The sequence below is a fragment of the Bradyrhizobium diazoefficiens genome, assembly GCF_016616235.1.
In the GTDB taxonomy this organism is placed as follows: Bacteria; Pseudomonadota; Alphaproteobacteria; order Rhizobiales; family Xanthobacteraceae; genus Bradyrhizobium; species Bradyrhizobium diazoefficiens_H.
This window is the reverse complement of record NZ_CP067100.1, coordinates 5,873,797-5,897,942: the sequence shown is the minus strand read 5'-3', so window position 1 is coordinate 5,897,942 and position 24,146 is coordinate 5,873,797. Positions and strand designations below refer to the sequence as shown.

At 61.2% G+C, this 24,146-nt stretch carries 19 protein-coding genes and 3 pseudogenes; 10 read left to right on the top strand and 12 right to left on the bottom strand.

The window, feature by feature from the left end:
* Positions 1-97: 97 nt before the first annotated feature.
* Positions 98-259, top strand: a complete 162-nt coding sequence (locus JJB99_RS27995) for a hypothetical protein (protein WP_200495476.1) — start codon at positions 98-100, stop codon at positions 257-259.
* Between the two features lie 117 nt (positions 260-376).
* Here the strand turns inward: JJB99_RS27995 and ligD are convergent, their stop codons facing one another.
* The 8 genes and pseudogenes from ligD to JJB99_RS27955 form a co-directional block, all read right to left on the bottom strand.
* Positions 377-1,324, bottom strand: coding sequence for a non-homologous end-joining DNA ligase (gene ligD, locus JJB99_RS27990; RefSeq protein ID WP_200495475.1), 948 nt, complete (start codon positions 1,322-1,324; stop codon positions 377-379).
* A 189-nt stretch (positions 1,325-1,513) separates the two neighbouring features.
* Entirely contained in the window at positions 1,514-1,705 is a 192-nt protein-coding gene (locus JJB99_RS27985) for a DUF3606 domain-containing protein (protein WP_200495474.1), read from the bottom strand.
* A gap of 138 nt (positions 1,706-1,843) precedes the next feature.
* A pseudogene (locus tag JJB99_RS27980) lies at positions 1,844-2,702 on the bottom strand (glucose 1-dehydrogenase).
* Positions 2,703-2,704: 2 nt separating this feature from the next.
* Complete coding sequence (locus tag JJB99_RS27975) at positions 2,705-4,540, bottom strand: glycoside hydrolase family 15 protein (protein ID WP_200495473.1); 1,836 nt, start codon at positions 4,538-4,540, stop codon at positions 2,705-2,707.
* 181 nt (positions 4,541-4,721) lie between these two features.
* Entirely contained in the window at positions 4,722-5,822 is a 1,101-nt protein-coding gene (dinB, locus tag JJB99_RS27970; protein WP_200495472.1) for a DNA polymerase IV, read from the bottom strand.
* A 38-nt stretch (positions 5,823-5,860) separates the two neighbouring features.
* A complete protein-coding gene (locus tag JJB99_RS27965) occupies positions 5,861-6,133 on the bottom strand; it encodes a hypothetical protein (protein WP_200495471.1) in 273 nt (90 codons plus the stop codon).
* 146 nt (positions 6,134-6,279) lie between these two features.
* Positions 6,280-6,881 (bottom strand): annotated as a pseudogene (locus JJB99_RS27960) (SOS response-associated peptidase family protein); the annotation flags it as partial.
* A 494-nt stretch (positions 6,882-7,375) separates the two neighbouring features.
* A pseudogene (locus JJB99_RS27955) lies at positions 7,376-8,993 on the bottom strand (alpha-amylase family protein).
* A gap of 371 nt (positions 8,994-9,364) precedes the next feature.
* On the opposite strand from JJB99_RS27955, the gene JJB99_RS27950 reads away from it, so the two are divergent.
* From JJB99_RS27950 to JJB99_RS27935, 4 genes are all read left to right on the top strand, one after another.
* On the top strand, positions 9,365-10,522 hold the full coding sequence (locus JJB99_RS27950) for a glycosyltransferase family 4 protein (RefSeq protein ID WP_200495470.1): 1,158 nt from the start codon (positions 9,365-9,367) through the stop codon (positions 10,520-10,522).
* 128 nt (positions 10,523-10,650) lie between these two features.
* Entirely contained in the window at positions 10,651-10,938 is a 288-nt protein-coding gene (locus tag JJB99_RS27945) for a hypothetical protein (RefSeq protein WP_200495469.1), read from the top strand.
* Positions 10,939-11,112: 174 nt separating this feature from the next.
* Positions 11,113-11,334 (top strand): hypothetical protein, encoded by a 222-nt coding sequence (locus JJB99_RS27940; RefSeq protein WP_200495468.1) that lies wholly within the window; start codon positions 11,113-11,115, stop codon positions 11,332-11,334.
* 12 nt (positions 11,335-11,346) lie between these two features.
* On the top strand, positions 11,347-11,769 hold the full coding sequence (locus JJB99_RS27935; RefSeq protein WP_200495467.1) for a hypothetical protein: 423 nt from the start codon (positions 11,347-11,349) through the stop codon (positions 11,767-11,769).
* Positions 11,770-12,102: 333 nt separating this feature from the next.
* Here the strand turns inward: JJB99_RS27935 and JJB99_RS27930 are convergent, their stop codons facing one another.
* The 4 genes from JJB99_RS27930 to JJB99_RS27915 all read right to left on the bottom strand — a co-directional run bounded on the left by JJB99_RS27930 (position 12,103) and on the right by JJB99_RS27915 (position 18,932).
* Positions 12,103-13,260 carry an MFS transporter gene (locus JJB99_RS27930; RefSeq protein ID WP_200495466.1) on the bottom strand — a complete coding sequence of 386 codons (1,158 nt, stop codon included), beginning with the start codon at positions 13,258-13,260 and terminating at the stop codon, positions 12,103-12,105.
* Between the two features lie 783 nt (positions 13,261-14,043).
* Complete coding sequence (locus JJB99_RS27925; RefSeq protein WP_200495465.1) at positions 14,044-14,361, bottom strand: hypothetical protein; 318 nt, start codon at positions 14,359-14,361, stop codon at positions 14,044-14,046.
* Positions 14,362-14,650: 289 nt separating this feature from the next.
* On the bottom strand, positions 14,651-15,574 hold the full coding sequence (locus JJB99_RS27920) for a response regulator transcription factor (RefSeq protein ID WP_200495464.1): 924 nt from the start codon (positions 15,572-15,574) through the stop codon (positions 14,651-14,653).
* On the bottom strand, positions 15,564-18,932 hold the full coding sequence (locus JJB99_RS27915) for a hybrid sensor histidine kinase/response regulator (RefSeq protein ID WP_200495463.1): 3,369 nt from the start codon (positions 18,930-18,932) through the stop codon (positions 15,564-15,566). The genes JJB99_RS27920 and JJB99_RS27915 overlap by 11 nt, the downstream gene beginning before the upstream one ends.
* 171 nt (positions 18,933-19,103) lie before the next feature.
* Here JJB99_RS27915 and urtA point away from each other — a divergent pair, with 171 nt between their 5' ends.
* The 5 genes from urtA to urtE all read left to right on the top strand — a co-directional run bounded on the left by urtA (position 19,104) and on the right by urtE (position 24,128).
* Positions 19,104-20,363 carry an urea ABC transporter substrate-binding protein gene (gene urtA, locus JJB99_RS27910; RefSeq protein WP_200495462.1) on the top strand — a complete coding sequence of 420 codons (1,260 nt, stop codon included), beginning with the start codon at positions 19,104-19,106 and terminating at the stop codon, positions 20,361-20,363.
* Between the two features lie 151 nt (positions 20,364-20,514).
* On the top strand, positions 20,515-21,441 hold the full coding sequence (urtB, locus tag JJB99_RS27905) for an urea ABC transporter permease subunit UrtB (protein WP_200495461.1): 927 nt from the start codon (positions 20,515-20,517) through the stop codon (positions 21,439-21,441).
* Positions 21,442-21,463: 22 nt separating this feature from the next.
* Entirely contained in the window at positions 21,464-22,603 is a 1,140-nt protein-coding gene (gene urtC / locus JJB99_RS27900) for an urea ABC transporter permease subunit UrtC (protein WP_200495460.1), read from the top strand.
* A 67-nt stretch (positions 22,604-22,670) separates the two neighbouring features.
* Positions 22,671-23,426 carry an urea ABC transporter ATP-binding protein UrtD gene (gene urtD, locus JJB99_RS27895; protein WP_200495459.1) on the top strand — a complete coding sequence of 252 codons (756 nt, stop codon included), beginning with the start codon at positions 22,671-22,673 and terminating at the stop codon, positions 23,424-23,426.
* Positions 23,427-23,438: 12 nt separating this feature from the next.
* Entirely contained in the window at positions 23,439-24,128 is a 690-nt protein-coding gene (gene urtE, locus JJB99_RS27890) for an urea ABC transporter ATP-binding subunit UrtE (protein ID WP_200495458.1), read from the top strand.
* Positions 24,129-24,146: the final 18 nt, after the last annotated feature.

Sequence of the window (24,146 nt, the reverse complement as noted above, 5' to 3'; positions counted from 1 at the left end):
AAAACCTCTGCTCAGTAAGACGTCCAAGCGCAGGAACATGCGAGCCGCAGGGAAATTGAAGGGGAAACGCGTCCGGGGGCGACAACTCGGAGCTGCCATGCATGTAGCCGAACTTCTCGAGCGGAAGCGCACCCTGCTCGACGACCGCCAGGAAGCGTCCCCTGATCGCTTGATCGCACTCGATCACGAACTTGAGGAGATCGATGACTACCTGACTCGCTTGGAATGGGCGGAGGCGCCGCCTACGGCCCCGCACTAGGCCTCGCCATGGTCATTTTGCTCTGCCGGAGCTTTGCTCGTTTCGCCACGAGACCGGCTGACCAGCGGTTTGAGTCAGATGCGGCGCGTTTATTGGTCCTTCTGCGACGCCGATCTTTCACTTCCGCGGCTGCTCCTGTTCGCGCACCACGTCCTTCGAATCCTTGTCGCCCCTCAGGCCCAGAAAGACCGGCTGGCGCAACTCGCCCTTGCTTGTCCATTCCGCAAACTTCACCTCGCCAACGAGTAACGGCTTGACCCAGGTCGTCACTCCTTCGTCCTTCACGCGAGTCGGAAACGGCGATTTTGCTGTACGCAGCTTTAGCAGCTTGGCGTGAAGATCTCCCAGTGTCTTGTGGGTGAAGCCGGTCCCCACATGTCCAATGTATCGCCAGGCATCATCTTCGCGTACCGCAAGAACGAGAGCGCCGAAGAACGGCCTGGTTCGCCTCGGCGCGGTGAAGCCGGCGATCACGACTTCCTGCCGCTTCGCAGTCTTTATCTTCAGCCAGTCGGATGTACGGGCGCCCGATGCGTAAGCGCTGTCGGCGCGCTTCGCCATGATGCCTTCAAGGCCCTTTCGCTCTGCTTCCTTGAAGAACTTGTTGCCGCTCCCTTTGCGGTGACGACTGAACGTTATCAATCTGTGCTGTGGAAGGATGGCTTTGAGGCGCTTCTTACGCTCGAGCAGAGGCAGTTTGCGCAGGTCCTCTCCGTTTTCGAACATGAGATCGAAGGCGCAGTACAGAAGCTTTGCTTGGTGACGAAGTGCATTCTGAAGCAATTGAAAATGAGAGACACCATCCCGACCGAGAGCGACAAGCTCCCCATCGATCACGGCGTCAGCCTTGACACCCTCGAGCGCCTTGGCGACATCGATATAGCTGTGGCTGATGATCTTGCCGTTACGGCTGTAGAGGGCGACTTTTCCGTGGCTGACTTCAGCGATCATGCGGAATCCGTCGTACTTGTCCTCAAACACCCAGGCGGGGTCGTCAAACGGCGCGTCGGTCAGGGTCGCGAGCATGGGTTGCAGGCGTTTCGGCAGACTTGATATTCGGGCCATGACATTTCTCGGAGCGCCTAACCTACACACCCGTGGTGGGAAACCAGAAGCACGCGCTAATCCCGCCTTCAGTTCGGTCCCTCGGAACTCCTTATGTCAGCTGAAGATGGTCTACACCGTAATGACAGCGCGCCGAAGAGGCCGGATATCTCAAAGGTCTCTTGCAAGCCAGATGACGCAGCTTGCCCGCTACTTCTTACGACTGAGCCGTTGCTCGACCCTCTTCCGGCTGGTGCCCGCCTTCTTGACCGCCGATTTCACGGCGGCCGCCGAGCGGCGCGTCTTCTTGGCCTCATAGCGGACCTCATAGTCTTGGCCGCCCGCCACCCGAGCGCGATCCTGATTACGGCCACGACTGGTCTTCTTCTTCGCTTTTGCCATTGGCTCATCCTCCTCAACTCGCAACGAGCCAATGTAGAATGCTGTTCCCGATTGGGACCGCGTGACCTTGGTCGTTCCAGCTCCGACGGGCGCTCCGTCCCGTGATTTGCTCGCCATCGGGGACGATCGAGCGGGTGCCTACCCGCCGGTCGCAAAACCGGGGAAAAGCATCATGCCGCCGTCGATGAACAGCGTCGCGCCGGTGACGTAGTCGGCGGCGTCGGAGGCCAGCCAAGCCACCGCTTGGGCAATATCGTCGGGCTCGCCAATGCGCTTATACGGTACGAGAGTCATCAGGCTTTCGTACGCCTCCTTGGTTTCCCAGGCGGGGCGATTGATAGGCGTGCGAATGGCACCCGGGGCCACGCCGTTGACGCGGATGGCGAGGGGCGCTACTTCTCATCATCTGCATGACGCCGCCTTTCGACGCTGCATAGTTCGCGTGTCCCGCCCAGGGTATCTCCTGGTGGACGGAGCTCATGCAGATGAGCTTGCCGGCGGCGACCGAGACGTCCTTCATGACACCTCGTCTCCTGAATTCGCGTACGGCTTCCCTGGCGCAGAGAAACTGGCCTGTTAGATTGACGCCGATAACTTTATTCCACTCGTCGAGCGACATGTCGTGGAATGGCGCATCGCGCTGCAATCCGGCGTTGTTCACCACAATATGCAGGGTCCCGAAATAATCGATGGCGGTCGCAAACATCGATCGGACATGTTCCTCGCTACTGACGTCGGCCTTGATCGTGATCGCCCTCCGTCCGATCGCTTCGATCCCGTGGGCGACATCTTCGGCCGCCTCGGGATCCACGACGTAGTTGACGACGACGTCGGCGCCTGAGGCGGCGAGACCCAGGGCGACCGCGCGGCCGATTCCTGAGTTTGCACCGGTTACCAGAGCAGGCTGCCCCTCCAGCACAACCGGAAAGCGGACCGCCGGTCGAGGGCGTTCGCCTGGGCTGGCTGGAGCGGCCGGGTCGGTCTGGTTTTCTGCCATGCTTACCTCCTGGTCGCGTCGGTTGCTTGTTTTCCCTTGCTTGGAAGCGCCTTTTTGCTGCCGCGGTGCTCGGACGGCTTCTCTCGATGCGTGAGGTTGTGTGCCGTATTGACAAGGGCGATATGGGAGAAGGCCTGCGGGAAATTTCCGACGAGGCGCCGACGCTTGGTGTCATACTCTTCTGACAGCAGGCCGACATCATTGCGAAGCGTCAGAAGCCGCTCGAACAACTCCTTGGCATCTGCGTCGCGGCCAATCAGATGATACGCGTCTGCCAGCCAGAAGCTGCAGGCCAGGAACATCCCTTCGCCCGGCGGCAGGCCATCCTTCGTAGCACCAGTGTCGTATCGCCGAACGAAGCCGTCCTCGAAGAGTTCATGTTCGATGGCATTGATGGTCGAAATCACCCGCGGATCGTCGGGCGGCAGGAACCCCACAGCCGGGATCAGCAGCAAGCTCGCGTCGAGCTGCGGCTCGCCGTAGACTTGAACGAAGGTCTTCCGATTTTCGTCATAGCCGTGGCGACACACGTCATCGTGGATCGCGGCGCGTTGCGCTTCCCAGGTCTCAACGGGTCCATCCATACCGAACTCAGCTGCCGACTTGATCGCTCGATCGAAAGCGACCCACGCCATGATCTTTGAATAGGTGAAGTGCTTTGCACCGCCGCGGACCTCCCAAATGCCTTCGTCGGGTTCGGTCCAGATACCTTTGAGATGGTCGAGCAGGGCGCATTGGATCGTCCAGGCCCGCTTGTTCTCGCGCAGTCCGCCGCGGCGCCCCTGGTACAGGGCATCCATCAACTCGCCGTAGACGTCGAGCTGAAGCTGCGTGTGCGCCGCATTTCCGATCCGCACCGGCTTCGAATTCTCGTAGCCGGATAGCCACGGTACCTCCCACTCGGTCAGCCGGCGCTCGCCCGTGACCGTGTACATGATCTGCAGTTGCTTTGGACTTCCCGCCACAGCGCGGACGAGCCAGTCTCGCCACGCCCGCGCCTCGTCGTAGTAGCCACCCCCCATGAGGGCCAACAGCGTCAGCGTGGCGTCACGGACCCAGCAGAACCGATAGTCCCAGTTCCTTTGGCCGCCGATCTGCTCCGGGAGCGAGGTTGTCGCCGCGGCGACCATGCCGCCACTTGGCGCGAAGGTCAGGGCCTTCAGCGTTATCAGCGACCGTAGAACCGGCTCCGAGTACGGGCCCGCCGCTTCGCAGCGGCTGGACCAATCACGCCAGAAGCGTTCGGTCTGATCCAGCAGGGCGATTGGGTCCGCTGGAGCAGCAGGATCCTCGTACGAAATCTGGTGGGAAAGAACGAAGGCAACGCGCTGCCCATCGCTGATCGAAAATGAACCGACCGTCTTCATGGACGCGCCGTGCATCGGTACTTCAGTTCCCAGCAGCAGCATGGAGGCTCCGGCAACGAGGCTGATCGCCCCTTGCTCGCTGCGACTTACCCAGGGCACGCTAATCCCGTAGTCAAAGCGCGCGGTCAGTTCGCTGCGCATCTCGACCGTGCCTTCGAGCCCTTCCACGATCCTGACGACCTTTGACAGGTCTGATTTCGGGGGCATGAAATCGATGAGGCGGGCACGACCGTGATCGGTCGTGAAGACCGTCTCCAGGATCAAGCTGTCCGGCCGGTAGCGGCGCTCGCTGGCATACCGATCGACCGGACACAGCTTCCAGTATCCGTTCTCCTCATTTCCGAGGAGCCGCCCGAAACAGCTATCGGAATCGAAGCGTGGCAGGCAGAGCCAGTCTATCGAGCCGTCGCGCCCGACCAGGGCCCCAGTCTCACAATCACCGATCAGCGCGTAATCTTCGATAAGAGGCATGTAAACACCCACAGGAACAATGGGCGCGGCGGCATCCAGTTCCGAGGCTAACTTGCCGGTCGCTTATACTTTCGTCCGGGGACGGGAGACCTGCCGGAGGCGGGTGGTTCACGGTTGCCTGGTCATGCGCCTCATCGCTTTCAGGCGGACGTCGCCGTGCTACAACCTTCGTCGATCGCCGCTAGATCGGAAGGTCGAGTTGCGGCTCGGCTTCAGCTTCGCCTTGTAGCGACGAAAGTGAGACCCCCAGCAGCCGCACCGGCTTCGGGACCGGGGTTTCATTTTTCAGCAGTCCCTCAACCACCATTGCCAAGGCCTCGCGATCCGTGATGACGGTCGCAGCAGACTTGCTCCGTGTGATGATTTCGAAGTCGAAGAACTTTACCTTGAGAGTCACTGCTCGTCCGCGGCTTCCCGTGATCTCGCAATGACGCCAGACTTTGTCGATCAGTGGTTGGAGTTCGGCAACCATGGCATTGAAGTCCGCAAGGTCAGTCGAGAACGTATTCTCTGCTCCGATCGATTTTCGGATTCTGTTGGGTCGCACTGGCCGCTCGTCGACTGCGCGCGCGATCCAGTAGTAGTAAGCGCCCGACTTGCCGAAGTTTGAGCTCATGAACTCGAGCGACTGCTTGCGCATGTCCAGCCCCGTGAAAATGCCAAGCGCGTTCATCTTCGCGCTGGTTGCAGGACCGATGCCGTGGAATTTGCCTACCGGCAGCGCCTCCACGAAGGCAGGTCCCATCTCCGGGGAGATCACGAATTGTCCGTTGGGCTTACGGTGATCGGAGGCGAGCTTGGCCAGAAACTTGTTGTAGGAGATGCCAGCGGAGGCGTTGAGGTCCGTCTCGGCTTTGATCTTTTCACGGATCCGCAGGGCGATGTCCCTGGCGAGTGGGATGCCCTGAAGGTTCTCGGTCACGTCGAGATACGCCTCATCGAGCGACAAAGGTTCGATGATGGTCGTGTGCTCGGCGAAGATCTCGCGGATCTGTCGGCTGATCGCCTTGTAGACCTCAAAGCGCGGCTTGACGAAGATTAGGTCGGGACATTGGCGCTTGGCGGTCACCGACGGCATTGCGGAGCGGACACCAAATCTGCGAGCTTCGTAGCTCGCGGCGGCGACCACCCCTCGCTCGGCCGAACCGCCTACCGCAACCGGCCTGCCACGCAAATCCGCGTTATCGCGCTGTTCGACGGACGCATAGAACGCATCCATGTCTATATGGATGATCTTGCGATGGGCCGCGCTCAAGGCGCCTTGCTCCGGATCGGATGCCATCGCGCAATTATAGAAGGTCGCCTCGGTTCGTCCCAGTATCAGACGAGGCCCTCGGGCGGGCACTCCGGACAGCTGTCCCCAATCGAATCGAGAATCTCCCGGACCTCAGAGGCGGCCTCTTCCGAAGAGACGCCGGGCGGCGGATCCCGACGAGCGATGTCGACGGCCCGCTCGCGGGCATGCGGGTCGGCCCGATCTTGCATCCAGCCGTGCTCTTCGCACTCGCGAATTGCGCCAGCCTCTTGCAGCACGGAGATTGCCCAGCCCCGCAGCGTCCGGATCGCGGGCCGCCTTTCCCTAAACATCAGCATCAGATTGCTCCTGACTGGGGACGAATCCTTGCCGGCCGTGCCCGTTCCGGGCTGCTAACACAGACCAGGGATTCCGAATTGCCGTAGCTTCGGCTTGTCCACCTGTTCCGCCGCCCTGTGCATAGACTTAGGCGGCGAGAGGGGGTCTTTGCAACGATTTGGAGCGCACCATCCGGAAGAGGGCGCTGTAACGCTTTGGCCTCGTCCCACGGCGCGCGCATCCAGACATCGTACGCCTCGGTGGTGGTCAGGATCACCGGCATCGCCTTGGGATGGACGCGCTTGACCTCTGCGTTCGGATCGCAGTTCAGGAAGCCGAAGAGGTCGGCCGTGACCTCGCCTTCCATGGCCTTTCGGACAGCGCGTCCAGTTGGTCCAAAGGCCGGCAAATGCCAGGAGTGGCCGGCTCTCGTCCAGCGCGAACCACACCGGAACTTTCTTGCCGTCGATGGTGTCGCATTTGGAAAATGACGTGAACGGCACCAGGCAGCGGTGCTCCGGACCCAGCCACCCCTTCCAATGTCCGTTATTGATTTTGCGGATATTGGTTGGTGCCGCCGTCGGGCTCCATCCTGAGCAATTCCTTGAAATGGACGGTCTTGCCCCGAGCTTCGAGCTTTTGGGCGCGCTTTTTTTGGTGGCCTCGCGATCGGCGCGCCCTTGATGAAGGCGGCGCTTGAGGCCTGAGGCGCCGGCAGAAATCCTTCCATCGGGGCGTCGCGAAGGAGACCGACGACCCCGATGTCATCGCCGCGACGATGTCCAGGCCGGTCGTCGTGCTCAAGCGGCCCGCGGGATCGAATGACCGTTTCGCGGAGCACTCCGATCTGCCATCGGATCTGGGATGCAACGACAAGGGGACTCGGCAGAAGAGCGTCGGCCGAGGCCGGCGAAGCGAGCCGCGCCCGAAATCAGCGAGCGGAATGCCCAAAGGCCGCCGGCGATTTCGAGCAGAAGCGGCACGACGCCGAGCGCCGGCGCGAAGAGGCCGCCAGGCAACGGGAGCGGGAACGGCGCGAAAGGTCAATGGCCAAAGCGCAAGCCGCGCTGGACAAGGCCGAAGCGCGAGCATGCCGAGAGGGCCGCTGCCATCAGGGCCGAGGCCGAAGTTCTCGAGAAGCGTTGACGCAAGGAGGACGACCGGTGGGAAAAGGAAAGTGAGCGGCTGCAGGCCGCGGTGCGGCGTGCCCGGAACTAAGCATGGGCGGACGATCGTAATCCTCGAGGATGCCGCTCATTGGCTCAGTCGAGGCGAAACCATCGATAGCCATAACCATCAAGCGCGATAGCAGTGGCGTCGGCGGGGGTCGAACCGTAAATTCGGTTGCCGAATATATCTGTCAGCTTCCGTCCCTCCGGAATACCCCTGATCTCCGTGCTGCAGCTGGATTGTGACAAGTTGTGCAGCACGAGCACGAATTTGCCTTCCCAAACGAAATGCTGGATCAGGACCGCGGGACAGTTGCTTTCGGGAAAGGTGCATTCACCCCAACCGATCTCGGGGCAGGACTGGCGCATTTCAACCAGACGCCGCAACCAATTGAACAGCGAATCCGGGTCGCGCTGCTGGGCAGTCGCATTCACCTTGGCTGGTGCGTATTCGCCCTCCCGGATCACATGATGAAGCAAACGATGCCCGGGCCGCGAGGAGAATCCGGCGTTTTCATCCTCCGTCCATTGCATGCACGTCCGTACAGGCCATCGCTCCGGAAGCGACAGATCGTCGCCCATTCCCAGCTCGTCGCCATAGTAAATGACCGGCGTGCCAGGAAGACTGAACAGCAGACTGAATGCCAGCTCGATGCGGCGGCGGTCGTTTCCAAACATGCCGGCGAGCCGCCGCCGAATTCCGCGTCCGTAAAGCTGCATTTTGCGGGTTGGAGCGAATGCTGCATAAACCTCGTCGCGCTCGTCGGAAGTAAGGCGACCGAGATCCAGCTCATCATGATTGCGTAGAAACTGGGCCCAGTGTGCGAATTGCGGCAGTTGAGGCAGCTGGCTCATGCAGCGCCGCAGCGGTTCGGCACTTTCGCGCGCAAGTGCAAGGAACAAGTGCTGATTCAACAAGAACGCAAACAGCATGTGAATCCGCGATCCATCCCCGAAATAATGCTGAAGCTCCGCGGGAGCTACGTTTGCTTCCGCCAGCAAGACCGCGTCCCCTTTGCGCCAGGACAGGAAGTTGCGGAGCTCGGCAAAAAACTCATACCGGCGCTTCGCCGGACGGTCTGGTCGTATTTCCTCCACGACGAACGGCGCTGCGTCGATGCGGAATCCCGATACACCGAGTTCAAGCCAGAAGCCGAAGATCCTGAAGATCTCTTCGCGGACGGCGGCGCAGGATATGTTGAGGTCGGGTTGGTGTTGGTAAAACCGGTGATAGTACCACGACTGCGCGCAGAGATCGTAAGTCCACACGCTGAGTTGGACCCCGGGAAACACAACGCCCTCCGTGCTGTTTTCGGGTTCGCGGGTTGACCAGACGTAGTATTCCCGAAACGGGGACGACGGGTCGGCGCGAGCCTGCTGAAACCAGGGGTGCCTGTCCGAAGTGTGATTGATGGGAAGGTCGACTATCAGGCGCAATCCGCGCAGTCGGGCCTGATGGCTGAATTCGACGAAATCGCCCAACGTTCCGAGTGCCGGTGCGACGTTGTAGTAGTCCGTGACATCGTAGCCGTGGTCCAGTCCGGGACTGGGATAATGGAAGCAGCCACAGGCAATTTACGCCAAGTTGAGCGATGTGATCGAGCTGCTCGGTTAGACCTTTGAAATCGCCAATCCCGTCTCCGTTGCCGTCTTTGTAGGTGGCGACGTTCAGGCTGTAGATCACGGCGTTCTTGTACCAGAGATCGAGCAAACGACTTCCTTTGCTGGCCGAGCGATCGAACGGCTTTCAGGTAACCGCGAGTGAGGGTAGTCGTTCCGGGAATTTGTGGCAACGAGGCCCTAGAGCGACATGCGCGGTAGTGGTCATCGAATTACCGAACGCATTGTATGCGGCGGGCACGGAATAGGAACCAAGTGTCCCGAGCGGAAGGGCGGAACGTTCTCCCGGCGCGGCGGTTGGTGGCGATCAATCGAGGTGGCCGATGAAAGCAGCCCTCGCGCGCCGCGGATCGCGCCGTCCCAAAGAAATCTCGGCGGGGACGTTTCTGGTGGTGATATGCGCCGCGTTGTTGGTCGTGTGCTTCACGTCGCGCAGCGCCGCGGCCGGGTGAGACCACACCGATGCGGATCGCCCAAATTGCCCCCTTAGCCGAAAGCGTTCCTCCGAAGCTCTATGTCGGCACGGAAAGGGTCGCTTGGCTCGTGGATGAACTCGTCCATCTCGGTCACACGGTGACCTTATTTGCGAGCGGGGACTCCACCACGCGCGCGAAGCTGCATCCGGTCTGGCCTCGCGCGTTGCGTCTGGGCCGCCCCCGCGTCGATCCGAAGCTGGCGGTCGCAATTCTGCTGGAGGCGATCTCGCGGCGTGCCCGAGAGTTCGACATCATCCATTCGCATATCGATTGGCTTCACCTGCCGCTGCTGACGCGCTTGGGAATTCCGTTCGTCACCACGATGCACGGGCGGCTGGATCTGCCCGGGATTCCCGAGACGCTTCGTGAATTCCCGGACGCCTGTTTCGTCTCGATCTCGGACAACCAGCGCACCCCTATTCGAAGCGCGACGGAACTGACCGACCGGCAGTCCATGATAGACGGTGCCGCACCAATCGCCGGAATGCCGCTGCGGATTGCGGCGAAGCTCCCGCGCGGAGAAGCGGCCTATTTCAAGAGGCATATCGAGCCGCAAATCGACGGCACGGAGACCCAGCTCATCGGGGAAGTCGACGAGCGTGGAAAGCAGCCGTTTCTGTCGGGGGCTGCGGCCTTGCTGGTTCCGATCAAGTGGCCCGAGCCTTTCGGCCTGGTGATGATCGAAGCGATAGCCTGCGGCACGCCGGTGATCGCGTACCGGGCCGGCTCGGTGCCGGAGGTCATCGATCAAGGCGTCAGCGGCTTCATTGTCGACGGACAGGAGGAAGCAGTTCAAGCGGTGAAGAACCTGGCGTGGATCGACCGACACGTGGTGCGAGCTCGCTTCGAGGAGCGCTTCACGTCCGACCGGATGGCGCGAGCCTACGTGGGCCACTATGAGCAGCTCGCGAGCACAGTCCCGCAGGCCGCCGCCGCTCTACGATGGGTCAGATCGTCGAGACCAGCTCTCGGGATCGCACTGGTCGCCTCGCGCTGCGCGATGCGTTCGATACGGTCGCGGTTCCCGGCGCGAGTGGGAAGCCGACGGCGCAAGGGCGAGGTGCAGCACCTGCCTCAGCGGCGGCGGGCTGAACGGCATCGAAATTCTCGAGTGGTGCCGGATGCGGTTATCGCGGAGCCCTAGAGCGCGGCGCTGGCCCTATTGCATGAACCTGTTACCGATCAGCAATCCTGACCGCGCGCTTCGGCGGTCCGGACGACCGCGGAGCCGAGCACGAATTGAAACGCCGGTTTCCGCGGCGTGAACTCCGCATGCTCGACATGGAGCGCGATCCTCAACGGCGGCGGCATCAGGTGCCTGACACCGCCGGTGCCGATGTGAGTAGGCGGTCCATTGTTGGGCTACCGGGCAGACGCAGTGCGCCGAAGCTGTCCTGTAAGCGCCTGAGCCTCGCAGTACGATTAACGCAGTCCGCTTGGGAAAGCCCGGTTGGTTGGGCTTGCGCGGCCAAGCGCTACGGGACCATCTGGTATTACCGCAAGCGCAAAGAGATTCTCGATGCCGCCCTGCCGAGCGCGCTGCTCGGCAACTCGGACTGACGGTTTTCATCTTCCCGCATGATCAAATCGGCTCCGCGACGGGTCGTTCCGACATTGGCCTTTGAGCTGATCAGGTCCGACGTTCGCGACGGCATCTTCTTGTCTTGAAATTCCGCGACTTCGGATGGATACTTGGATCAGTCATTAGCCATCATCATTCCAAGGAAGACGATCATGGCGATTCAAATCGTAATGGACAGTACTGGCGACGGCCGTCACTTTTTCGATCCAGACGACGCCCGAGAGCTCGCAAAGGCGGAGCGGCGGTTCTACGAACTGACCGATGCCGGGTTCACCGCGGCGGTCCGGACCGGTCCGGGTCAAGTATCGCAAATGCGATCGTTCGACCCGAATGCGGAAGAAACCGTCTTCTTCCCCAGGCTGGTCGGCGGGTGATCAGCCCACGTCATGTTGGGCTTTAGATTATCTCGCTCGCGTGAACGCCGGCGCGCGAGAGCCATTCGCGCCCTCTTCATCATCCACGGCGCGGAGAGAACTCCGGAGGGCCGCTCGCTGCAGCTGTTGCGGGAGTGGCTATCGCCGGCCCAGCATCTACAGTTCACGGCAAAAGGCTATTTCGAAGTGATCGGTGGCGATACTGGCAGGAAATATCGGATCTACGCGGGCGCGTCGACGAACGTATGCGAGGTCGACGAAAAGGGCCGCCCGACGCGCGGCCTGTGTTTCGTGCCGCGTGGTGATCTGCCGGTTGGAGATGTTATGCTTTCCCAAAAGATCGCGCTGGAATGCTGCGAGAACCGCGCGCTCGAGGTGGCCAGAAGGTTCGCACCGACCGGTTTCATGTTCGGGCGAAGTCGGCTCCTTGGCTGAGCCGCGACGGTCCTCGTTTCGATATCGATTGCCCCCAGCGGATATCAAATACGTGCTGAAATCGATCAGGACACCTGAATCGACAGCAACTAAGCTGAGAATTCGAGGCTATGTCGACCTCGCTATTATTCTCTGGCCGCCGTCTACTTCGGTAGGCTCCGACGTGGTCCCGAAGGGGAGATAAGATGCATGTTGCAGATGGTATCAGTTGGCTCGAACAGGATCTCCTCCAATCGCCGAAGTGGCCAGCGCGCGAGACAGAAGGCACAGCCGAATCCACTTGTTGGCGGAGCGTAGAACAGCGGTCTCTCCGACGTTCGCTCAACCGAGCGATCACTCCCTCCCATTGGGGAAGCCAAACCAGGCGAATGGAAGCGCGACGAGGCAGAGCGCGGCCATAGGAAAGAACGCCCCCCCGGCATAGGAAGCATACAGTGCGCCGGACAAGAATGTCAGTACTGCCGTTAGTAGTCCTGAGCCAAACGCATAGAGAGCTTGCGCGGTTGCGGCGACGCTTGCTGCGACCAGCGTTCCCATCATCCGCATGCAGGCGAGATGAAGCAGAGCGAACGTTAATCCGTGTAACGGCTGTATCAACGAGAGCAGCAACATAGAGGTGGTCATGCCCGCTACGGACCAGCGGATGATGCCAGCCGCAGCTGCTAAGATAGCCGCGCCGCGGACGCCAAACCTCTCCAGGAGTGCTGGGCCGGCGAGCATGAAGACCAACACTTCGGCAACCACCGCTTCCGACCAGAGGAAGCTAATCGCCGAAGTGCTGATGCCTGCTTCGCTCCACCTGATAACTGCAAATGCGTCGTGGACTGCATGGCTGCCATAGACCAAAGTTGATGCGAAAATCATCACTCGAAACTGCGACATGCCGATCAGAGCTTTAAACTCTGACACAGCAAAGGACGGCGATCTGTGCGATCTGGCTTGCCCAACTAACAATGGAGTGGCACCAGTGGCGGCAATCAGGAAGCTAGCGTTCAGCCAGATAAGCGCAGAGAGATCGGTTGGGGTTACGAGTTGTCCGGCGGCCAATGTTCCCAGCACGAAAGCTGCGGAGGCTGCCCCCCGTATCCACCCGTACTCAAATGGGCTTCCCGCGAACAGCGGCCTTGCTGTATTGACGGATAGCGCATCGGCGATCGAAGTAATGGGGGCGAGAGCGGCAGCTTGTACCAACGCGACAAGAAGCAACACCCAGAATCCATGGGCCCATAGCAATGCGACCGCTGCTGCGGCCGCCACGGCAGCACAGCCTGCGAGCACGAGACGCAATGTCCCGAGCCGATCCGCCAGTATGGCAACTAACGGTCCGGAAACGAGCCGAGTCAGCATTGCAACAGAGAGGATCAGACCAATCTGCTGTGCGCCCAGAGCTCTCGTTTCGAAAAATATTGGCCAGAATGGAGATGCGGCGCCGAACGCCGCGTAGAGGGCGACGTAGAGGGCAATATAGGCGATTGGTGCGGGAATGCGCACAGGGAGCCTTATCGATGCCTTACAGCCTACATGGTGTGCGAACGCTGGAGCCAAGCTTCAAGTCGATCAGAGAACCAGTCTGAAAGCAAAGTGTGGCCGCACAGACGAGTCATATCAAGTCGATCCGCACGCCCTGTTTCGCGAACTGACGTGCGTAGGGGCGACTCTCCTCTGAGCATGTTTTCCACGCGGGGGCGATCATTTCGACCGTAAAGTCTGTGCTTGGGGCAGAAAATTCTACGAGCATCATGCATTTGTAGTTGTCGGTTCACGCTCGACTACCAAGCGGCCAGTGGTCATTCCCGCGGGCGCAGCGCACGGCGAAGGTCTCCCGCGCCACGAGGATGTATACCCCCGGCACGGCAAGTATTTCGTCGGTACGTGAACGTGAGCGCGGGGCTCGAGGCGGCAGGAACGCTTTTATGTTCCGGCAACGCGGAGTGATCTGAATCGGCCATGGCCGGTCCAGCAGCGAGCAAGAAAATAGGGTCCTAAGCGGCCCGAAACGTTCCGGTCTGCAAGGCGCATCGGTACCGGGACAGGTTGCCCAGAAGTGAGCACTCGCGCCGGCGAAGGCCAGATTGTCCTTATCTCTGGTGAACCGGGTATTGGCAAATCGCGGCTTGCAACGGCTCTAACGGAACGTGCGGGCAACCATCAATCAGACGCGCAATTTCGCTATGCACCACTGACTTACCTCGGATTCGTGCCGATCGTGAAATCAGGAGCTTCAGGCGGGGCTGGCCTGGAGCCGGTCGCGTCTCGCACCAAATTGGCACGGTCTCACACTGCGTCCGCCGGCACGAAGCAGCTGATCACGATGCTGCCGCGGTGGTGCACGTACCACACGACGGCTTCGCCGACCGGATTGCCGCGGTCGCGGATGATGGCACGTTCCGGTACCGCGATCCACTTGCCTTCGATTGGGACCCAATAAGCGCCTTCGCGAAAATCATATAGGGTGCGATGGCCGTCGGAGATGTCGCAGCACGGAACGCCGTTCGGCGCGATCACACTCTTGAAGCAGTTGCGGAGGTCCGCCGGCACGTTCTCGTATTGTCCGCCGTCGAACGCGAGAGCTGTATGGGTCAACGCAGGCATGCATGCCAGCAGGGCGATCTGCGCGAACTTTCCCTTGCAATCCTCCACAGCCTTGCGTTCGCATCATCGTCGCGTTCCATTGGGCGGCGCGTTACGAATGTCGCGATTGCGGACGATTTAGCCCGAGCTGCCGCACGGATGCATGCCCAAAAATTGAGCGGTACGCGAGTAACCCGCGCAATTGCTCGGCCGCGAAACGTGCCGGGCCAGTCATCAACCGCTGCGGCGCGATGTACAGCAATTCCCGCAGCTGTTGCTCGCAGAATTGCTGGATCACCGGCGCTTTTTGCTAGGACTTCCCATGTGTGGCGTTCACTGCGATGGCAGCCGCCGCAGTTCGGTTCTCGACGCCCAGCTTGGAATAGATTTGCTCGAGGTGCTTATCGACGGTTCTCGGACTGAGACCGAGGATCTGGGCGATGTCGCGGTTGGTCTTTCCCTTGGACAGCCAAGATAGCACCTCGCCCTCGCGCGTCGTCAGCCCGAGCTCACTGGAAAATGCCGCCGGCGTCTCGGCGCCGGAATCCTTGGCCAGTCGCAGCAGAAATTCGTTCGGACCGAGTTTGCCCATATACTGCAGCCGCAGTTGCTCGTTGACTGGAAAGGGCGCCATGACCGCCGCGTTCGATCCTATCTTGCCCTTTTGAACCTGCTGCAGCCGTTGCGGCATTGGGTCCGGCAGTACGAAGTCTTCGTCGGCCGCAAGCGTCTCCGACAGCAATTTCTGCGCCTGTGGTGTTGCCCACATGATCTTGCCGACACTATTCACCGCGAGCAGATAGCGACCGGAGACGTCCAGGGCGGCGCGTGCGCTCTGCGTCATCCGCGCATTCGTAAGGTGGACGCGGATCCGCGCCAGCATCTCCTCTACCACAATCGGCTTCGTCACATAATCGACGCCGCCGGCCTCCAGGCCACGCACGATATGCTCGGTCTCGGCGAGTCCCGTCATGAAGATGATCGGCACGCCGTCGAGGCCGGCGTCGCGCCTCAGCCGCCGACAAGTCTCGAACCCATCGATGCCGGGCATCACGGCATCGAGCAGCACGATGTCGGGCGTGATCTGGTCGACGATCCGCATAGCCGAGGCGCCGTCGAGCGCGACCATCACGGTCATGCCGGCCCCGTCGAGCGCGTCATTGAGCAGCCGGAGCGTCTCGGGAGAGTCGTCGACGACGAGGGCGACATCACGCTTTTTGGGATCAGTGACCATGGCTGTGCAAGGTTTTGAGCGTCGCCATGTATTGGTTGAGGTCGAGGCGATCGACCAGGGTGCGCATCTGGGTGACGAAATCGGCATGCTGGGGGTGCTCGGTGCCGATCTCGTCGAGCTTGAGCTGGATCGCTCTAATATAGCCGAGCTGCCCGAGTCCAATCAGCTCGTCGACATATTTCACCGGTGGGCGCGAGCCGCTCTCCGGCTTCCACAGCGGCACCGGCGCCTGGTCGGCTTCGTACCGCCATTCGAGCTTCAGCAATTGACGGATGGTCTCCAAGAGGCGCGGGATTTCGATCGGTTTCATCAGATAGCCGTCATGGAACGGTTGCGCCAGCGGCGCGCCGTGTGCTTCCAACGCGCTCGCCGATACCATCAGGATGCGTGCGGTGTGATGGCCATTGTCGCGCAAGGTCTCCGCCACCGTCCAGCCGTCCATGCCGGCCATGGAGATATCTAGCAGGAATAGATCGGGCCGGCAGTGCTGCGCCAGCGCGAGGCAACCTGGGCCATCGGGCGCGCTGAGCAGGATGAAGCCGAGCGGCGCCAGCACCTCGCGCAAGAGATCGCGGTGGGTCGGATCGTCGTCGGTGATCAGGATCGTCTTGCGCGGGCCGAGATAGCCATAGATGGGCGCTTCAATCGGCGCGTCGCGCCTGGGGTTGGTGACTTCTGACAGCAGCAGTTTCACACGGAATGTCGAGCCGGTGCCGACGGTGCTGGTCACCTTGATATCCCCGCCCATTACGCCCGCGAGCAGGCGGCTGATGGTGAGGCCGAGACCGGTGCCGGTCTGCGGCTGCGCTACGCCGAGCGCGCCGCGCTCGAACGGCGCGAAGATGCGTTCGAGATCGTCGGGCTGGATGCCGGGGCCGGTGTCGGTGACCTCGAACTCCGCGACCGGGCTGCGGTAGTGCATGACGAATTTTACGCTGCCGGTCAGTGTAAACTTGATCGCGTTCGACAGTAGGTTGATCAGGATCTGCCGCAGTCGTTTTTCATCCGCATAGACCACCAGCGGCAGCACGGCGGGTCGGTTGAACGCGAAATCGATGTTCTTGGCGGAAGCCTGCAGGCGGAACATGCCGACCAGCTGATCGAGGAAATCGGTCAAGAGAACCTCGTCGCGCGACAGATAGAGCCGCCCGGCCTCGATCTTGGAGATGTCCAAAATACCATCGATCAAACCCGAGAGATGATCGGCGCTGCGGCGGACCACGCGCACCTGATCGCGTGGCCGCGTCTGCAGGCTGTTGTCCTGCTCGAGCAATTGCGCGTACCCGGAGATCGCGTTCAGCGGCGAGCGCAGCTCATGGCTCAAGCCCACCACATATCGGCTCTTGGCGAGGTTGGCGGATTCGGCGACTTCCTTGGCGCGCTGCAGTTCGGTGTCGGTCCGCTTGTGCGCGTCGATCTCCTGGATCAGAAGCGTAGTCTGCCGCCGCGTTTCTTCCTCCGCCGCACGCCGGCTCTGCTGCGCCAGCACGAACAGCCAGGCCACCACGCCGATGATGATGATTAGCGCGAAGAACACCTTCCACAGCACGTCCGTCAATAGCGCATCGCCATGCACGGTCGCCGAAGTCTGCAGGTAGATCAGTCCGAGCACGAGCCCGACCAGCCCGGCCGACATCGCGAACACGCCGACATAGTGGCCGAACTGCGAGTTGATCCGCGCATAGATCGTCTCTGGCAGCATCTTGCCCAGCGTATCCTGCACCTGGGCGCCGATCCGCGCGTGCGGCTTGCAGAGATCCTGGCAGCGCGCATCGAGCGAGCAGCACAGCGAGCAGATCGGGCCGGCATAGGCGGGGCAGGAGGCCATGTCCTCCGGCTCGAACGAATGCTCGCAGATGCAGCACTGGATGGCCTCGACGTTCTGCCAGCTCCGCTTCGGCTTGCGCGCGATGTAGTATTTGCCTTCGGTGGCCCAGGCGATCAGCGGTGCCGTGATGAAGGCGACCGCAAGCGCGACGAAGGCCGACAACGCCTTCGCGGTCGGCCCGAACAAGCCGTAGAACGCGCTGATTGAGACGATAGTTGCGATCGTCATGGCGCCGACCCCGACCGGATTGATATCGTAGAGATGGGCGCGCTTAAACTCGATTTGCGGCGGACGCAGGCCTAGGGGCTTGTTGACGACGAGATCGGCGACCAGCGCGCCGACCCAGGCGATCGCGACGTTGGAATAGAGCGCGAGCGTCTGCTCCAGCGCCTTATAGACGCCGATCTCCATCAACAGCAGTGCTACCGTCACGTTGAACACCAGCCAGACAACGCGGCCGGGATGGGAGTGCGTCAGGCGTGAGAAGAAGTTCGACCAGGCGATCGAGCCGGCATAGGCGTTAGTGACGTTGATCTTGACCTGCGATAGGATGACGAAAGTGCCGGTCAGCGCCAGCGCCAGATCGGGCTGCGACAGCACGTGACGGAAGGCTTCGAGATACATGTTGGCGGGCTCGGCGGCCTGCTCGTTGGCGACGCCGTGGCTCAGCGCGAAATAGGCGAGAAACGAGCCGACCAGCAGCTTCAGCGCGCCGAAGACGATCCAGCCCGGACCGGCAGAGAGCAGGGCTAGCCACCACGAGGTCCTCGAGGTGCGGCGATCGCGCGGCAGGAAGCGCAGGAAGTCGACCTGCTCGCCGATCTGCGCCACCAGCGAGAACACCACCGACGCCGCAGTCCCGAACAGCAGCAGATCGAGATGGCCGCTCGGATCGCCATGCTCGCCGGCGAATTTCCGCCACTCCGTGAACGAATGCGGATTGGCCCAAGCGATCGCGACGAAAGGAAGGACGTGCAGGACGACCCACAGCGGCTGCGTCCACAGTTGGAAGCGGCTGATCAGCGTAATGCCGTAGGTCACCAGGGGAATGATCACGATGGCGCTGATGAGATAGCCGAGCGGCCGCGGAATGCCGAAGCACATCTCGAGCGCCGCTGCGAGGATGACCGCCTCGAAGGCGAAGAAGATGAAAGTGAAGGAGGCGTAGATCAGCGAGGTGATGGTCGAGCCGATATAGCCGAAGCCGGCGCCCCGGGTCAGCAGGTCGATATCGATGCCGGATTTGGCGGCATAATAGGCAATCGGCAATCCGCACAGGAAGATGATGACGCTGACGACCAGGATAGCCGCGGTCGCGTTGCTGGCGCCGTAATTCAGCGTGATGGTACCGCCGATCGCTTCGAGGGCGAGAAAGGAGATCGCTCCTAGCGCGGTGTTGGCGACGCGGGCGGCTGACCAGCGCCGCGCGCTTTTGGCGGTGAAGCGCAGCGCGTAGTCTTCCAGGGTCTGGTTGGCGACCCATTGATTGTATTGGCGCCTAACGCGGTCGATCCGCTGCCGCCCTGCCACTTCTGTACTCCTGACCCGCTTCGCCGGCGCGTATCAGAAGCAAACCCCGTACCAAAACGTACGTCGCTATTTTGCGGTGCAGTATATGCAATCCCACGTATCTGTGCAGTGCACAATTATGGGCAATCCTCGCCTCACCAACAAGCGCGTTCTCAAACAAGTGGGGTGCTCATGTCAGACGAAACAAACCAGGGCCTGCATTCGGCATTCCGCCGCAAGCTGCTGATGGGAATTGCGGCAATTCCCGCTCTGACCATGCTTCCGCGGTCGTCTTTTGGGCAGACGCCGGCAACTTCCGCGATCAACACCACGGGGCTCGCGGTGACCGATACTGAAGTCACCGTTGGCATCCTGCATTCGGCGACCGGCACGATGGCGATCTCGGAGACCGGCTCGATCGAGGCCGAGAAGCTCGCGATCGAGCAGATCAACGCCGCCGGCGGCGTGCTCGGCCGCAAGATCAAGTTCATCCAGGAGGACGGCGCCAGCGACTGGCCGACGTTCGCGGAGAAGGCCAAGAAGCTGCTCGTCAACGATAAGGTCGCGGCGATCATGGGCTGCTGGACCTCGGCCTCGCGCAAGGCGGTGCTGCCGGTCATGGAGCAGTATAACGGCATGCTCTACTACCCGACCTTCTATGAAGGCCTCGAGCAGTCCAAGAACGTCATCTACACCGGCCAGGAAGCCACCCAGCAGATTCTCGCCGGCCTGAACTGGATCGCCAAGGAGAAGGGCGCCAAATCGTTCTTTTTCGTCGGTTCGGATTATATCTGGCCGCGCACCTCGAACAAAATCGCGCGCAAGCATGTCGAGAACGTGCTCAAGGGCAAGGTGGTCGGAGAGGAGTATTACCCGCTCGGCAACACCCAGTTCAATTCAGTGATCAACAAGATCAAGCTGACCAAGCCCGACGTGATCTTCACCGACGTGGTTGGCGGCTCGAACGTCGCTTTCTACAAGCAGCTCAAGGCGGCCGGGATCGACCTCTCCAAACAGGCGCTGCTGACGATCTCGGTGACCGAGGACGAGATCGACGGCATCGGCGGCGAAAACATCGCGGGCGCCTATGCCTGCATGAAGTACTTCCAGTCGCTCGACAACCCGAACAACAAGACGTTCGTGCCCGCCTTCAAGAAAATGTGGGGCGAGAAGACGGTGATCGGCGACGTCACCCAGGCTGCCTATCTCGGCCCGTGGCTGTGGAAGTTGACCTGCGAGAAGGCGGGCTCCTTCGACGTCGACAAGATCGCGGCCGCTTCGCCCGGCGTCGAGTTCAAGGGCGCTCCGGAGGGCTACGTGCGCATCCATGAGAACCATCACCTTTGGTCGAAGACCCGCGTTGGAAAGGCCAAGCTCGATGGCCAGTTCGAGCTGATTTACGAAACCGCCGATCTGGTCGAGCCCGATCCGTTCCCGAAGGGTTACCAGTAAGAGCGTCGCGCTCCGCGATCCCGCCCCGAGCAAGAGCTCCCTGGCGCGGGCCGTCAATCCGCGCTTCACGACCCCGCGTCGCGAGTTGTCTCGCGACGCGGGACCCCGTCCCCTCGGACGCGGGACGCTGTCCCCTTGACGGAGAAGTCAGATGTTCGGCGACTATTCGATTGGTGATTTGGGCTCCATCTTCGTCATGCAGGGCTTTGCCGGGCTGATCCTGTTCTCCGTCTACGTGCTGATGGCGCTCGGTCTTGCGATCATCTTCGGCCAGATGGGCGTCATCAACATGGCCCATGGCGAGTTCATGATCCTCGGCGCCTACGTCACCTGGATGACGTCGAACTTCTTCCAGTCCTATCTGCCGAGCCTGTTCAGCGGATACTTCTTTCTTGCGATGATATTGGCCTTTTTGGCCTCCGGCGCGCTCGGGATGCTGATGGAGTGGGTGCTGATCCGGAACCTCTACAAGCGGCCGCTCGATACGCTGCTGGCGACCTGGGGCCTCAGCCTCATATTGCAGCAGGCCTACCGCTCAATCTTCGGCGCGCGCGAAGTCGGCGTCGAGTTGCCGCAATGGATGCTCGGCTCGCTGCATGTCAGCGACTCGATCGAGGTGCCGATTAACGGCGTGTTCGTGATGGGCCTGACCGTGCTGATCACGATCGGCGTCGCCTACATCATGTACAGGTCGCGCTGGGGCCGTCAGGTCCGCGCCGTCGTGCAGAACCGCATCATGGCTGGCGCCGTCGGCATCAACACCGCGAAGGTCGACCGTTACACCTTCGCCCTCGGCTGCGGCATTGCCGGCGTCGCCGGCTCGGCGTTCACCATGATCGGCTCGACTGGTCCGACGTCAGGCCAGCTCTACATCGTCGATACCTTCCTGGTTGTCGTGTTCGGCGGCGCAGCGAGCCTGCTCGGCACCATCGCCTCAGCCTTCTCGATCTCGCAGACCCAGTCGACGCTCGAATTCTTCATGTCGGGTTCGATGGCGAAGGTGCTGACGCTGCTTGCGGTGGTGGGAATTCTGATGCTGCGGCCGCAGGGCCTGTTCGCCCTCAAGGTCCGCAAATAGCAAATGACAGGTGGCTGAACCCATGAACGAAAATCGCTTTATCAATCGTTCGGAACTGATCGGCATCCTGGTGCTGGCCGTCTTCCTGGTGGTGGTCCTGCCGCTCTGCCTCGACGTCTTCCGCCTCAACCTGGTCGCCAAATATCTGACCTACGCCTTCGTGGCGCTGGGGCTGGTGATCTGCTGGGGCTATGGCGGCATCTTGAGCCTGGGGCAGGGTGTGTTCTTCGGGCTCGGCGGCTACTGCATGGCGATGTTTCTCAAGCTCGAGGCATCGAGCGTCGAGAACACCAAAATCCAATCGACCCCGGGCATTCCCGATTTCATGGATTGGAATCAGATCACCGCGCTGCCGTTGTTCTGGAAGCCGTTCCACAGTCTCACCTTCGCGGTCTTGGCGGTCATGCTGGTGCCGGGCATCTTTGCCTTCATCATCGGTGCTGCGATGTTCAAGCGCCGCGTCGGCGGCACCTATTTTGCAATCATCACGCAGGCCGTCGCCGCGATCCTGACCATCCTGATCGTTGGTCAGCAGGGCTACACCGGCGGCATCAACGGCATGACCGACCTGCGCACGCTGAAGGGATGGGACATCCGCCCTGACCACGCCAAGGTCGTGCTCTACTTCTTCGAGGTCGGCCTGTTGTTCCTCTGCATCTTCATCGCCTATTTCATCAGGCGCTCGAAGCTCGGTCGCATCCTGGTGGCGATGCGCGACCAGGAAGACCGGGTTCGCTTTTCCGGCTACAGCGTCGCTAACTTCAAGATATTCGCGTTCTGCGTTGCCGCTGTGTTCGCGGCGATCGGCGGCGGCATGTTCGCGCTCAATGTCGGGTTCATGTCGCCATCCTTTGTCGGCATCGTGCCGTCGATCGAGATGGTGATCTACACCGCAGTCGGCGGCCGCCTCTCGATCCTCGGCGCCGTCTATGGGACGATCCTGGTCAACTTCGCCAAGACCAGTCTCTCCGAGTCGTTCCCCGAGCTCTGGCTGTTCGGCCTCGGCGGGTTGTTCATCGCCGTGGTGCTCGCTTTTCCGAACGGTCTCGCGGGTATCTGGGGAGATTACGTCCAGCCACGGATCAGCAAGCTGATTGGCGCGCGCAAGCCGAAGTCAGGCTGGACCGATAATTCGGTTGCCGACGGCGCACCGGCAGAGTGAGGAGGATTTCATGCTCGTCGGTCATCTCAGTTGCCGATGCCACACTGGCGGAATGAGGGGATAGATCATGCTCATCGGTCACCAGCCAAAACCCTTCTTGCTGTCGGTCGAGGGGCTCACCGTCTCCTTCGACGGCTTCAAGGCTGTCAACGATCTCTCGTTCTATGTCGAGGAGAACGAGATCCGCGTCATCATCGGCCCCAATGGCGCCGGCAAGACGACCGTGCTCGACCTGATCTGCGGAAAGACCAAGGCGACGTCAGGCTCAATCGAATTCCGCGGCAAGGAGCTGACCAAGCTGAAGGAGAACCAGATCGTGAAGGCCGGCGTCGGCCGCAAGTTCCAGACCCCGTCGATCTACGACGACCTCACGGTGTTTGAGAACCTCGAAATCTCCTATCCGCGTGGCCGCTCCGTATTCGGCGCGCTGACCTTTACGCGCGATGCGGCCGTGCGCGAGCGCGTCCACGAGGTCGCAGAGATGATCTTCCTCAAGGATCGCCTCGACATGAGCGCGGCGCTGCTCAGCCACGGCCAGAAGCAGTGGCTCGAGATCGGCTTGCTGCTGATCCAGGACCCGGACCTGCTGATGCTCGACGAGCCCGTGGCCGGCATGAGCGTGTCCGAGCGCGCCAAGACGGCTGAGTTGCTCAATCGCATCATCAAGGACCGCTCGGTGCTGGTGATCGAGCACGACATGAAATTCGTGGAGGACATCGCGCACAAGGTCACGGTGCTGCACCAGGGCCAGATCCTCTCCGAGGGCACGATGGAGAAGGTGAAGAGCGATCCGAAGGTCATTGAAGTCTACCTTGGACATTAAGGGGCGCACCGCATGCTGGCTATCTCTGATCTTCACGTCGCTTACGGCCAGAGCGAGGTGCTGCACGGCCTCAACGTCTCCGTGGCTCCGAACGAGATCGTCGCGATTATGGGCCGCAACGGCATGGGCAAAACCACGCTGATGAAGTCTCTGATGGGGATTGTGCCCATCACCAGCGGCTCGGTGACGATGGACGGCACCGAGCTCGGCGGTCTGCCGAGCTACGATCGCGTCGCCAAGGGGCTCGCCTATGTGCCGCAGGGGCGCATGATCTTCTCGGCCATGACGGTGAAGGAGAATATCGAGACGGGCCTTGTCGTATCCGGCGGCTCGGAAGTGCCCGAGGATATCTACGAGCTGTTTCCGGTGCTGCTTGAGATGAAGGGCCGCCGCGGCGGCAATCTCTCCGGTGGCCAACAGCAACAATTGGCGATCGCCCGTGCGCTCGCGACCAATCCAAAGGTGCTGCTGCTGGACGAGCCAACCGAAGGCATCCAGCCGTCGATCATCAAAGACATGGCCAAGACATTGAAGCGCATCCGCAATGAGCGGGGCCTCTCGATCGTCGTTTCCGAGCAGGTTCTGAGCTTCGCGCTCGATATCGCCGACCGCGTGCTCGTGATCGAGAACGGCGAGATCGTCCGTGACGATCCGCGCGAGGGCGTCGATGCCTCGCAGATCTCGAAATATTTGTCCGTGTAACCGCAGCTGTTAAGAAGG

Bases quoted from the DNA above. Each gene is read 5' to 3' on its own strand.
- ligD (WP_200495475.1), bottom strand. From the start codon at position 1,324: ATGGCCCGAATATCAAGTCTGCCGAAACGCCTGCAACCCATGCTCGCG.
- urtC (WP_200495460.1), top strand. From the start codon at position 21,464: ATGAACGAAAATCGCTTTATCAATCGTTCGGAACTGATCGGCATCCTG.
- JJB99_RS27920 (WP_200495464.1), bottom strand. From the start codon at position 15,574: ATGGTCACTGATCCCAAAAAGCGTGATGTCGCCCTCGTCGTCGACGAC.
- JJB99_RS27995 (WP_200495476.1), top strand. From the start codon at position 98: ATGCATGTAGCCGAACTTCTCGAGCGGAAGCGCACCCTGCTCGACGAC.
- JJB99_RS27965 (WP_200495471.1), bottom strand. From the start codon at position 6,133: ATGCTGATGTTTAGGGAAAGGCGGCCCGCGATCCGGACGCTGCGGGGC.
- JJB99_RS27985 (WP_200495474.1), bottom strand. From the start codon at position 1,705: ATGGCAAAAGCGAAGAAGAAGACCAGTCGTGGCCGTAATCAGGATCGC.
- JJB99_RS27975 (WP_200495473.1), bottom strand. From the start codon at position 4,540: ATGCCTCTTATCGAAGATTACGCGCTGATCGGTGATTGTGAGACTGGG.
- urtD (WP_200495459.1), top strand. From the start codon at position 22,671: ATGCTCATCGGTCACCAGCCAAAACCCTTCTTGCTGTCGGTCGAGGGG.
- JJB99_RS27940 (WP_200495468.1), top strand. From the start codon at position 11,113: ATGGCGATTCAAATCGTAATGGACAGTACTGGCGACGGCCGTCACTTT.
- JJB99_RS27945 (WP_200495469.1), top strand. From the start codon at position 10,651: ATGCTCGACATGGAGCGCGATCCTCAACGGCGGCGGCATCAGGTGCCT.
- urtA (WP_200495462.1), top strand. From the start codon at position 19,104: ATGTCAGACGAAACAAACCAGGGCCTGCATTCGGCATTCCGCCGCAAG.
- dinB (WP_200495472.1), bottom strand. From the start codon at position 5,822: ATGGCATCCGATCCGGAGCAAGGCGCCTTGAGCGCGGCCCATCGCAAG.
- JJB99_RS27950 (WP_200495470.1), top strand. From the start codon at position 9,365: ATGCGGATCGCCCAAATTGCCCCCTTAGCCGAAAGCGTTCCTCCGAAG.
- urtE (WP_200495458.1), top strand. From the start codon at position 23,439: ATGCTGGCTATCTCTGATCTTCACGTCGCTTACGGCCAGAGCGAGGTG.
- JJB99_RS27925 (WP_200495465.1), bottom strand. From the start codon at position 14,361: ATGCCTGCGTTGACCCATACAGCTCTCGCGTTCGACGGCGGACAATAC.
- JJB99_RS27935 (WP_200495467.1), top strand. From the start codon at position 11,347: ATGTTGGGCTTTAGATTATCTCGCTCGCGTGAACGCCGGCGCGCGAGA.
- urtB (WP_200495461.1), top strand. From the start codon at position 20,515: ATGTTCGGCGACTATTCGATTGGTGATTTGGGCTCCATCTTCGTCATG.